This is a genomic window from Methylobacterium sp. PvR107, assembly GCF_017833295.1.
Lineage (GTDB): Bacteria > Pseudomonadota > Alphaproteobacteria > Rhizobiales > Beijerinckiaceae > Methylobacterium.
In genome coordinates this window covers 6,170,810-6,182,500 of record NZ_JAFIBW010000001.1, presented here as the reverse complement: position 1 = coordinate 6,182,500, position 11,691 = coordinate 6,170,810, and the positions used below count along the sequence as shown (strand labels likewise).

The 11,691-nt window shown below is 72.6% G+C and carries 8 protein-coding genes (1 of these 8 running past the window's edge); all 8 read right to left on the bottom strand.

Annotated features, from left to right (window positions below; translation table 11 throughout):
• On the bottom strand, positions 1-606 hold the 5' portion of the coding sequence (locus tag JOE48_RS29295; RefSeq protein ID WP_210035251.1) for a TatD family hydrolase. It extends 195 nt beyond the left edge of the window; only the first 606 of its 801 coding nucleotides appear in the window; its start codon is at positions 604-606; its stop codon lies beyond the left edge, outside the window.
• Between the two features lie 15 nt (positions 607-621).
• Positions 622-2,199, bottom strand: a complete 1,578-nt coding sequence (metG, locus tag JOE48_RS29290) for a methionine--tRNA ligase (RefSeq protein WP_210035250.1) — start codon at positions 2,197-2,199, stop codon at positions 622-624.
• A gap of 733 nt (positions 2,200-2,932) precedes the next feature.
• The gene (locus JOE48_RS29285; RefSeq protein ID WP_210035247.1) at positions 2,933-3,604 is read right to left on the bottom strand and encodes a hypothetical protein; all 672 of its coding nucleotides are present in this window, start codon (positions 3,602-3,604) and stop codon (positions 2,933-2,935) included.
• Between the two features lie 352 nt (positions 3,605-3,956).
• Positions 3,957-5,009: a DNA polymerase III subunit delta' gene (locus JOE48_RS29280; protein ID WP_210035245.1), complete on the bottom strand. Its 1,053-nt coding sequence runs from the start codon at positions 5,007-5,009 to the stop codon at positions 3,957-3,959.
• A gap of 177 nt (positions 5,010-5,186) precedes the next feature.
• A complete protein-coding gene (gene tmk, locus JOE48_RS29275) occupies positions 5,187-5,909 on the bottom strand; it encodes a dTMP kinase (protein WP_210035243.1) in 723 nt (240 codons plus the stop codon).
• Positions 5,910-5,919: 10 nt separating this feature from the next.
• Entirely contained in the window at positions 5,920-7,152 is a 1,233-nt protein-coding gene (locus JOE48_RS29270; protein ID WP_210035241.1) for a D-alanyl-D-alanine carboxypeptidase family protein, read from the bottom strand.
• A 157-nt stretch (positions 7,153-7,309) separates the two neighbouring features.
• Entirely contained in the window at positions 7,310-8,611 is a 1,302-nt protein-coding gene (locus tag JOE48_RS29265; RefSeq protein WP_210036121.1) for a septal ring lytic transglycosylase RlpA family protein, read from the bottom strand.
• Between the two features lie 163 nt (positions 8,612-8,774).
• Complete coding sequence (locus tag JOE48_RS29260; RefSeq protein ID WP_245253013.1) at positions 8,775-10,784, bottom strand: methyl-accepting chemotaxis protein; 2,010 nt, start codon at positions 10,782-10,784, stop codon at positions 8,775-8,777.
• Positions 10,785-11,691: the final 907 nt, after the last annotated feature.

Here is an 11,691-nt window from a genome sequence, read left to right as displayed (position 1 = left end):
CAGGATCCGGTCCAGCGGCACCCCCCGGGCGATGTCGCGCAGGTCGTGCGAGCGCCGGAAGGTGACGATGCCGGAGAACGATACGAAGAGGCCCAGCTCCACCCCGGCCTCCGCCAGCCGCCTCCCCGACGAGAAGCAGTGCAGCACCGCCCGGAACGGCGCCCGGCCCATCTCGTCGGCGAGCACCCGCGCCATGTGGTCGTCGGCGTCCCGGGCGTGGATCACGAGCGGCAGGCCAGCGAGGCGGGATGCCGCGATATGGGCGCGCAGCACCCGCTCCTGCACGGATTCGGGGGCGGCGTCGGCATAGTGATAGTCGAGGCCGGCCTCGCCGATCCCGACGCAGCGCGGGCTGGCCTGGGCGAGGCCCGCGATCGTCTCGGCGGCGACGTCCGGCTCCTCGGCGGCCCCGTGGGGATGGGTGCCGATCGTGTGCCAGATTCCGGGATGGGCCTCGGCGATCGCCCGGTAGGTGTCGGCCTTGGCGACCCGCGTCGAGATGGTGAGCATCCCGGTGACGCCCGCCGACCTGGCGCGGGCGATCACGCCCGGGAGGTCGGCGGAAAAATCCGGGAAGTCGAGATGGCAGTGGCTGTCGATGAGCATCGGGTCTCGGGGCCGTCAGGCGGCCGGATTTTCAGGGCGCTCGAAGCGCGGGAAGATCGGCGCGGGGGCCGGGAGCGTCGTGCCGGGCACCAGCCGGCCCCCCTCCCCCACATCGGCGAGGCTGCGCCGGTCGGCCGGCACCGCCAGCAGGTCGAGGAGCTTGGCCGCCGCCCCCGGCACGAAGGGCTGGGTCAGGATGCCGAAGACGCGCAAGGATTCCAGCGTCGTGTAGAGCACCGCGTTCATCCGCGCCGGGTCGGACTTGCGCAGTTTCCACGGCTCCTGGGCGGCGAAGTAGCGGTTGGCCTCGGCCACCACGGCCCAGATCTCGGCCAGGACGGTGTGGAGCGCGAGCTCGCCCATCAGGGTGCGGGCCCGCTCCGGCAGGGCATCGGCCTGGGCCAGCAGGGCCGTGTCGGCTGCATCCAGGGCACCGGGCTCCGGCACCGCGCCGTCGCAATTCTTGGCGACCATCGAGAGCGAGCGCTGGGCGAGGTTGCCGAGATCGTTGGCGAGATCGGCGTTGATCCGGCCGATGATCGCCTCGTGGCTGTAGCTGCCGTCGCCGCCGAACGGCACCTCGCGCAGCACGAAGTAGCGCACCGGGTCGACCCCGTAGGTGTCGGCGAGCTCGAACGGGTCGAGGACGTTGCCGAGCGACTTCGACATCTTCTCGCCCTTGGAGAGCAGGAAGCCGTGGCCGAAGACGCGCTTGGGCAGGTGCAGCCCGGCCGACATCAGGAAGGCCGGCCAGTAGACCGCGTGGAACCGCACGATGTCCTTGCCGATGATGTGCAGATCCATCGGCCAGAATTTTTTTCGCGGATCGGACTCGTCGGGGAAGCCGGTGACGGTGAGATAATTGGTGAGCGCATCGACCCACACGTACATGACGTGGTTCGGATGGCCGGGCACCGGCACGCCCCAGTCGAAATTGGTGCGGCTGACCGAGAGGTCCTTGAGGCCGGAGCGCACGAAGCTCGCCACCTCGTTTCTGCGTGTGTCCGGCCCGATGAAGCCGGGCTGCTCGTCGTAGAGCTTGAGCAGCCTGTCCTGGTAGGCGGACAAACGAAAAAGGAAATTCTCCTCCTCCATCCACTCGACCGGCGTGTCGGTGGCGAGGCTGCGGCGGCTGCCATCCTCCAGGAGCCGGGTCTCGGACGCGTCGTAATAGGCCTCGTCGCGGACCGAGTACCAGCCGGCATATTTGTCGAGGTAGATGTCGCCGTTGGCCTCCATCCGCCGCCAGATGGCCTGGGCGGCCGCGTAATGGCCCGGCTCGGTGGTGCGGATGAAGCGGTCGTAGGCGCAGTCCATCCGGTCGGCCATCGCCTGGAACCGGGCGGCGGTGCCGTCGACGTATGCGCGCGGGGTGGTGCCGGCCCGGGTCGCGGCCTGCTGGATCTTCAGCCCGTGCTCGTCGGTCCCAGTGGAGAACAGCACGTCGTAGCCGTCGAGCCGGTGGAAGCGCGCGATCGCGTCGGCGGCGATCACCTCGTAGGCGTGGCCGATATGGGGCGCGCCGTTGGGGTAGGAGATCGCGGTCGAGAGACCGAAGGTCTTTCGGGGATTCGCCGGGGCGTTGGACGTCACGTCTGTGGTGTTCCGGATGAGCGCGGAAGGCTGCCCGCGTTGTCGCGCGGCCGGAGCCGGGACGCAACCGTTGCCGCCCGCGGGACCGGCGCCATCGCGTCGTCGGCCGGCCCGGGAGGCGGGGGATCCCCGGCCCCCTCCCGCCATGCGCGATCGTCCCCGCGCGCCGTTTGGCGCCGGGGGCATGGCCCAAGAAGCGACCACAGGGGACGCGGGACGCCGCGGGAACCCAGGTGTCGGCCAGTCAACGCGCGGGATCCGATCCCCGCGGCGCCCGCGGCACCGGCCGGGCATGGTCCCCGGCCGGTGCCGTCTTTCTCGTCGCGGCGTCTGTGCGACGTCCCGGTCCTGCGCCGGCCTGCCAAGCGGTCTCAGGCGAGGCGCACGCGCCTCCGGAACCCGCTATCACTCTCCGTGGCCTTCCAGCCGTTCGCCCGCCTCGTCGTGGGCGGATCCGCAGGATGCGTAGGGTCGGCCCAGAGGCGGGTCGGCGCGGGGGCATTTCCGCCCCCGCCGGGCCAAGGGCCGCCCGGTCTCACGCCCGCCACCGAGACACGCCCCGTACCGGGCACGCCGCCCGGGGCGATGGCGGCTGAGAGCCACCGACGCGGGCGCCGCCCCACCCCCGGACCCGCCCGGTCAGCCACCGCACGGGACCCATGAAGGACGCCCCGGGATCGCTCCCGAACCGCCGTGGGCAGGTGCGGCTAGGAAGCACAGAATAGGAATATTGTCAAGGGACGGACGGCGTGCCGCCGGCTGTAGAGGTGGCCGGTGCGGACTTGTCCGGAGCGGTTTCCGTGCCGGCCGGATCGGTTCGCTGGCGGCGGCCGGCGCGACATGGCAAAGCCGAGCCCGCGCCGAGCCGCTGACCCCCGCCGCCTTCATCGAGAAGGCGAGCCGCAGCGAGCTGCGCGAGCGCCAGGGCGCGCAGGAGCGCTTTAGCGACCTCCGACATTTCCTGGGGGAGACGACGCCCGCCGAGGAGGATGCCACCGGCGCGACCTCTCGCTTCGAGCGCGGTGTCCGGAAGGCCGGCGGCGGCGATGGTTGGGCCGACGTGTGGAAGCGCGGCTGCTTCGCGGCCGCGTACAAGGGCCAGCACAAGGACCTGAGCGCCGCCCTGCGCCAGCTCCAGATCGACGCTCCCGATCCGGCGAACCCGCCCTACCTCGTCGTCTGCGACATGGAGCGGATCCTCGTCCACACCAACTGGACGAACACGGTCCGGCGTACCCTCACCGACGGTTTCGACGACCTGCGCGAGCCGTCGCCCCTGGACGGACGTCGCCATGTCTTCCGCGGCTCGGACGCGCTGAAGCCGGACCTGAGCCCGCAGGCGCTGGCCGCGGAGGTCGCCACCCGGTTCGGCGAGCTGGGCAAGCGCCTGCAGGAGCGTCGGCACGATCCCCGGGCGGTGGCCCATTTCCTCGACCGGCCGATCTACGGCCGCGATGCTGGAGGCGGGGCAACCCAAACGCTACCCCGACTGCATGCTGCCCCAGGATGCGGAGGCCGCGAAAACCCTCAAGACGCGGACGCTGACCAAGCTCGACAACGAGCGTCCGGCGTGGCTGGACGCAATCCACTGCCGCCTCGACGCCGCAGGCCTACGGCCTGCCGACCGATCTCTCCGACGAGGAGCTTCTGGCGCGGCTCTTCGCGCTCAACCAGGAGTGCGCGGCGGCGGGGCGTGAGAGCATCGGCCGATAAGGTGACCGCCGGCGTTCGGAAATGGATAACGCGGGAACGAGGCCCTACCCCACCTCCGCCAGATCCCCGAACAGCGACAGCACCACCGGGCGCCGGTCGAGGTTGTAGATCGCCGCCTCCCGGGCGGTGCGGCCGAACCGGTCGGCGACCTCGACCAGGGCGGCGAGGCGGGCCGGGGGCTCGTCCCGGCGCCGGTCGAGCTCGGCCGAGACGAAGCGCAGCACCGCGTCCTGGGCGGCCTCGAACCGCGCCTCGGCGTCGCGGCCCGCCAGGGTCTCGGCGAGCTTGAGCACCCGGCCCCAGTCGGGATTGCGCGCCCGGGCCAGCAGGGTCTCGATCTCGGCCACGAGGCCGGACGTGACCGGGTCGAGCATCGCGAGCGCGCGGGCGACCGAGCCCTCGCACTGGGCCAGCGCCCGGGCCAGGGCGGTCTCGTCGGGCTGCGGGAAGGGCTCGGGCAGGCCGCGCACCACCCGGGCGACGTCCTCGGCCGGGAGGGAGCGCAGCATCAGCGCCCGGCAGCGGGAGCGGATGGTCGGGAGCAGCCGGCCGGGCTGGTGGGACAGGATCAGGAACAGCGCGCGGGGCGGCGGCTCCTCCAGGACCTTGAGCAGGGCGTTGGCGGCGTTGACGTTCAGGTCCTCGGCGCTGTCGAGGATGCAGACGCGCCAGCCGGAATCCGTGGCCGTCGCGGCGAACAGGTCGAGCGCCCGGCGCACCATGTCGACCGAGATCTTGGTCGGCAGCGCCTTGGCGCCGGCGACCCGGTGGCGGCGCAGGACCACGAGATTCGGGTGCGACAGGCCCGCCACCTTGCCGGTGACGGCATTGCCCGCCGGCACGTCGAGGCCGGCCGGGCCCCCGCCCGCGGGGTAGGCGAGCAGGCGCCGGGCGACCCGGTAGGCCAGGGTCGCCTTGCCGATGCCCGGGGCGCCCCCGATCAGCCAGGCATGGTGCAGGCGCCCCGCCGCGATCGCGGCCGCGAAGGACTCGGCGGCGGCCGCGTGGCCGACCAGCCCCAGGGTTTCGCGCGGGCGCGGGATCCCGGGGAGGTCCCCGGGCTCGACATCGTCGGCGGCGCGGTCGGCGGGCTTCATGGGACGGGCTTCATGGGACGGGCTTCATGGGACGGGCTTCATGGGGCAGGCTTCATGGGACGGGCTTCAGGGCGCTGCCCGCGGGTTCGGGTCGGCTCGGCGCTCCCGCCGGGGCCGCCGACACGGTTGCCGACGGGGATGGAACCGGTCGGGCCGGGTATGGCGTCGCACCGCAACTCACGCCGCATCGCCGCTTCTGCCCTCCGCCTCCGGCCGGTCGGGCAGGAGCGCCGGCAGCCGGGACGCGACGGCGGCGCGGATCGCCGCCTCGACCGCGTCGGGATCGCGGGACGCGTCGATCACCGCGCAGCGCTCCGGCTCGGCCCGGGCGATCGCCAGGAAGGCCTCCCGCAGCCGGACGTGGAAGTCGAGGGCCTCGGCCTCGAACCGGTCGGCCCCCTGCCCCGTCCGGGCGCCGCGCCCGGCCGCGCGGGCGAGGCCGGCCTCGGGGGCGAGGTCGAGGATCAGGGTGAGGTCGGGCCGGGTCGGGCCGACGACGACCCGTTCCAGGGCATCCACGAGCCCGGGATCGAGCCCCCCGGCGGCGCCCTGATAGGCCCGGGTCGAGTCGATGAAGCGGTCGCACAGCACGGTCTCGCCCCGGCGCAAAGCCGGGCGGATCAGCCGGTCGAGATGGTCGATCCGGGCGGCGCTGAACAGCAGGGCCTCCGCGAAGGGGCCGTAGGGCTTGGCGACGCCGTCGAGCAGCGCCGTGCGGATCTCCTCCGCCCGCGGCGAGCCGCCGGGCTCGCGCGTCACGCAGACGGGCCGGCCCGATCGCACGCGCAAAGTCGCGGCGAGGCGGGCGATCTGGGTCGACTTGCCGGCGCCCTCCCCGCCCTCGAAGGTGATGAAGGCGCCGCCCGCCTGCGCGGGATTCCCGGGCCGCGGCACGGTCACGCGCGCGCCGTCACGACGGGTTGGCCGCCCCGGCAGCCCCCTTGTCGCCCCCCTTGTCGCTGCCCTTGCCGGCCCGGTCGAGGGCCTTGCGGACGAGGCCGGTGCCGAATTCCAGCGCCGCATCCATCGCCCGCTGCGTCAGGGTGCCGGGCTCCACCGCGGCGCCGGCGAAGAGCGGCTGGTCGAGGGCGACGGTGTCGCCGCGCTGGACGCGCAGGATCCCGACCCGCTGGCCTTCCGCCACGGGGGCGATGAGCGGCCCGGTATAGATCGCCCTGGCGCTGACCCGGTCGCTGGAGCCCCGCGGCAGCAGCACCCGCACGGGCTTCTTCGCCACCAGCGGCACCGAGCCCGACTGGCCGCCGAACACCGAGGCCTCGGCCACGGTCTCGCCCGGCGCGAAGATCTGCCGGGGCTCGAAGGCGCGAAAACCCCATTCCATCAGCTTGCGCGATTCGGCGGCGCGGTCCCGGGCGGTCTTGAGGCCCGAGACCACCAGCACGAGCCGCTGGCCGTTCTGCACCGCCGAGCCGGTGAGCGCGTAGCCGGATTCCTCCAGGTAGCCGGTCTTGAGCCCGTCCGCGCCGATGTCGAGGGTCAGCAGCGGGTTGCGGTTCTGCTGGCGGATCTTGTTCCAGGTGAACTCCTTCTCGGCGAAGATCTTGTAGTAATCCGGATAGGTCTCGATGATGTGCAGCGCGAGCTTGGCCATGTCCCGGGCCGTGACCTTCTGGTCGGGCGCCGCGTAGCCGGTGGCGTTGCGGAAGGTCGAGTTGGTCAGCCCGATCTCCTTGGCGCGCTGGTTCATCAGCCCCGCGAAGGATTCCTCCGACCCGGCCATGTTCTCCGCGATGGTGATCGCCGCGTCGTTGCCCGACTGCACGATCAGGCCGCGCAGCAGGTCCGCCATCTTGATGCGGCTGTTGACCTGCGCGAACATCGACGAGCCGCCGCCGCCCGCGCCGCCGCGCTTCCACGCGTCCTCGGTGACGGTGAACTCGGTGTCCATCGACAGGCGGCCGGATTTCAGCGCCTCGAACACGATGTCGGTGGTCATCAGCTTGGCCATGCTGGCCGGGGAGAAGCGCTCGTCGGCGGCCTTCTCGAACAGGACCGAGCCGGAATCGGCGTCGATCAGGATCGCGTGCGGGGCCGCGGTCTGGAAGCCCTGGGCGGCAGCGGCGGAAAGGCCGGCGGCAAGGGCGCAGGCGGCCGCGAGGAGGGTGAGAAGGGGTCTGCGCATCGCCGTTCCGTCCCACGCCTGCCGTCGGGCCGCGAGAGCCTCGGCCGTTTCCGGATAACAAGCGTGACCATATTACGGTTTCGCGCTGGGATCGAATGCGAAATGCCGCATCGCGATCCAGTGGCAGCCGACGGCGGGGGCCGCCGTCGGGCCGGCCTCAGTAGATCCCGGCGAGGCGGGGGTGGTGCGCGCCGGCGGGCGCCGCCCCCTTGGCCGGTGTCGCCGACCGGGCGGTCGCGGCAATCTTGGTGATCCCCGCGGTTCCGGAGGCCCTGGACGGGAAAGCCGCGCCCGCGGGGGCTTTCGCCGCCGCCGCGGGGGCTTTCGGCGCCGCCGCACTGGCGAGGCGCGCCATGGCGAGCTTGGCCGCGGGCGGCAGCGCTGCGGGACCGGCCTTGGCGAGCCGCGCGGGGCCGGGCGATGCGGTCGGCCGCAGGGCGGCCTGCACGGGCGCCATGTGGCCCGCCGCGGCGGTCCTCAGGACGGTCCCGCGCCCCGTCGCCGGCGGCGCGCCATGGGCCAGGGCCGGGTTGAGGCCCGCCACCGTCGGGGCGGTGCCCCGTGATGCGGCCGCCGGCACGGGCTGCGGCCGGAACTCCCGCACCCGCGTCGCGGTGGGCTGCACGGCCGCCGGGACCGTCACGGCCGCCGAGGCGAGCACGATCGGCGCGCGCACCGGGGCCGCCCTCTCGGGCCGGGGCGCCGGCGTTTCAGCGGGCTCCGGAGCGGAATCCTGGGCCGGCTTGAAGGCGAGCGCCGGGGCGGAGCGCGTGTAGCGTTCCGTGTCCTCGGTCGGGCCGAGATCGGCCACCATCACGGCGGAGCGGCCGGCGGGACGCCCGTCGGTGCGCAGGCTCGCGAGCAGCTTGCGGTCGTCGCTGCCGGCGACCGAGGCCTTGCCGACATACTCGACGCGCACATGCGCGGTGCCGCGGCGGTGGAAGCCCAGCGCGTCGGCCGCCTCCTCCGAGACGTCCATGACGCGGCCGGCATGGTAGGGGCCGCGGTCGTTGACGCGCACCACCATCGAGTAGCCGTTCTCGAGGTTGGTCACCCGTGCGTAGCTCGGCAGCGGCAGGGTCGGGTGGGCGGCCGCGATCGAGTGCCGGTCGAACACCTCGCCGTTGGCGGTCATGCGCCCGTGGAAGGCCGAGCCGTACCAGGAGGCGAGGCCCTCGCGCACGTAGCCGTTCGGATCCTCCTTGGGCACGTAGGTCTGGCCGGCGACCACGTAGGGCTTGCCGGTGTAGCGGCGACCGCCGCCCTTCGGGATCACGTCGCCCTCGTTGTAGAGGCGCGGGCTCGCCTTGACCCCGTATTTCGGGTCGACGCCGTTGCCGGTGCTGAGCTTCTGCTGCTGGGGATTGGTGGCGCAATTGGCCGTGGCCAGGGCCACGCCCGAGACGGCCAGGAGCCGCAGGGCGAGGCGCGCAGGCCGGGGAAGGGTCGTGCGCACCATCGTGGGGTTCACCAAACTCTACGCGTGACCGGGGTCCGGCGGCGGACCGAATCCGGCCGTGCGAACGAGCACCGGCCGGGTCCACCCACACTTGTATCGGTTGCGTAAAGGAAGCCTGAACGCTGCCGGCAGCCGGGGTTCAGGCCCCGGCCCCGCGTGCCGTTCAGGCCGCGCGGACGGTCTCGAGAAAGCGGGCGACCTCCTGGCCGAGCCGGTCGGATTGCCGGGTCAGCTCGGTCGCGGAGGCCAGGACCTGCTGGGCGGCCGTGCCGGTCTGCCCGGCCGCATCGGCGACGCCGGTGATGTTGGCCGTGACCGCGTCGGTGCCGATCGCGGCCTGACCGACATGGCGCACGATCTCCTGCGTGGCCGCGCCCTGCTGCTCCACCGCCGCCGCCACCGAGCCGGTCACGGCGTTGAGGTCCCGGATGCGCTCGACGACTCCGCCGATCGCCGCGCTCGCCTGCCCGGTCGAGCCCTGGATGCGCGCGATGTGCCCGGTGATCGCCTCGGTGGCCCGCGCCGTCTGGCCGGCCAGCGCCTTGACCTCGGCCGCCACCACGGCGAAGCCCCGGCCCGCCTCGCCGGCGCGCGCCGCCTCGATCGTGGCGTTCAGCGCGAGCAGGTTGGTCTGGCCGGCGATCGCGGCGATCAGCCCGGCGGCCTCGCCGATCCGGGACACGGCCTCGGACAGGTCCTGCATCAGACCGCCCGTCCGGTCCGCCTCGCCCACCGCCGTCTGGGCGAGGCGCGACGAGCCCGCCACCTGACCGGCGATCTCCTGCACGCTCGCACCGAGCTGCTCGGCGGCGGCCGCCACCATGCGGACGTTGGCGGCGGCCTGCCCGGCCGCGGCGGCCGCCCCGGCCGATTGCGCGGCCGCCTCGCCCGCGCTGGCGCTCAGAATCCGCGCGGTCTCCTGCAGCGCCGCCGCCGCGGCCGCCACCGAGCCGGTCACGGCGCCCACCGCCCGCTCGAACCCGTCGGCCAGCGCGAGCATCGCGCCCCGGCGCTCGCCCGCCGCCGCCTCTGCGGTCGAGCGCCGGACCTCCGCCTCCGCGCGGGCCTTCTCCGCCACCAGGGCCCGGATGCCCTCCACGGCCCGTCCGACCAGCCCGATCTCGTCCCGGCGCTGCGCCTCGGCGATGGCGGCGTCACGCTCGCCCCGGCTCATCCGCTGCAGATCCGCGACCAGCCGGTTCAGCGGACGTGCCACGATCCGCACCATCATCTGGCTGACCACGAGGGCGACCAGAGCCAGGGCGATCAGGGTGGACCAAGCCATGTCCCGGGCCATGCGGGTGATCGGTGCGGCGACCGTGGCGCCGTCGACCGAGAGGGCGAAATACCAGTCGAGAGACGGGGGCAGGTTCGGAATGCGGGCGAAGACCGTGTAGGTCGCCCTGTCGCCCTCATGGGTCTCCAGCACGGTGCCCGGCTCGATCTTGGGGAGCGGCCCGGCGATCAGATCCGTGAGCGGCTTGCCGACGAGCGCGCCGCGGGGATGGATCAGCACGTTGCCCGCGCCGGAAACCAGGTAGCCGTAGCTTGGCCCGCCCGTTCCCGATTCCTCGATCCCCCCGATCAGCCGGGCGAGCCCGGCGAGGTCGAAATCGCCGCCGAGCACACCGAGGAGAGTGTGCGTGCTGTCCAGGACCGGGGTCGCCACGGTAATCGTGAATTCGTCTTTCCCCGACGTCCCGCCCGCCGAGATGTAGGGTTCGGTCAGGATCGGCCCGCCCGCCGCGACGGCTTGCTTGAACCAGGGCCGCGTGCGCGGATCGAAGCCGGGCGGAAGGGGCAGCGCTGGAACCTGGACGAAGTGGCCGTCCAGCCCGCCCACGTAGCTGCTCAGGAAGGTCTCGCGCGGGAGCGGCAAGCCGAGCACGTCGCTGACCTTCGATCCGACGCCGACGACCGCGCTCTGCTGCGCCATGAGCTGGATCAACTGAACCTTGCCGGTCAACCAATGGCCGACGCTGCGCGCCGATGCGGCGCTCAGGTTGGACATGCTCTTCTCGAGACTCGCCCGGAAGATCACGGATTGCGTGGCGTAGATGTAGCTCGAGCAGGCGATGAAGGACGTGCAGACGACGGCCAGGACGATGAACGTCGCGCGGCTTGATAGGCTGATGCCGCGGCGGAAAGCAGTTGGCGCTCGAAGATGACTCAACCAAGAATTGATCAATGAAGTCTCCGCACTCTGCCGGGTCAGATATCTGCAGGCCGAGACCAAATGCAGCAAATTGTTGTCCGGAAATCAACCTCTGCGGAAGATTTCGCGATTTGCGTCGACGGAATGATCGGATGCGTGATGACCTCACGACGTCAGTCGATCGCGCAGGAAAAGTGAGTCCCTGGAAAATTCGCAAGGTCTTGCGTCCGGAAAGATCCTTGGGCCCGCAAATGTCATCCCGAATGATGCGTGGCTCCGAGCCGATCCGATCGGGCCGCAACAGGCGGCCGCCGCCTCTGCGAGGCAGGTGGTCTCAGGGCAGGCGTGACGGGACGTGATGGGGCGCGACCAGGCGGCGGCCTCCGTGGACGCTGCGCCCCTCAGGGAAGCGGGGGTCCCGATCTGCGAGACCTCGTCCCGACCCGTGCCGATTCAGGCTGCCCCTTGGGCGACCCCGCTCGCGGAAGGGATGGGGAACGGGCCCGGCGCGCTGCAGGCCCCATCCCGCCAGCGCGCGCGGCCGTGCTCAGACCCTGGGATCACAGGACACGCGTGTGGTGCACCGAGGGTTTTGACGACCGCAACGCGCCCCTCGCCCAGGCGGGCTACGACCTGCACACATCGTCTTCAGCGAGGCGCGACGGGCCCCCGCCTCCCGTGCGGGAGTGGGTTGGGGTGAGGGACGAGAACGCTCAGGATCGGGCGCGTCATCGACGCGCGATCAGGGCGGGCCTTCTCCGAAAGACCCGATCCCTCACCCCGTCCCTCTCCCGCACGAGCGTGGCGACCCGTGCATCGTCCTGCAGCCGGGCCGCCTACGACGGGTAAGTCCGGTCGCCCGCACGGGCGATGGAACCCGCGCCGCGTTCGGCGACGAGGGTGCCCGGGTCGTGTACGATGCCCT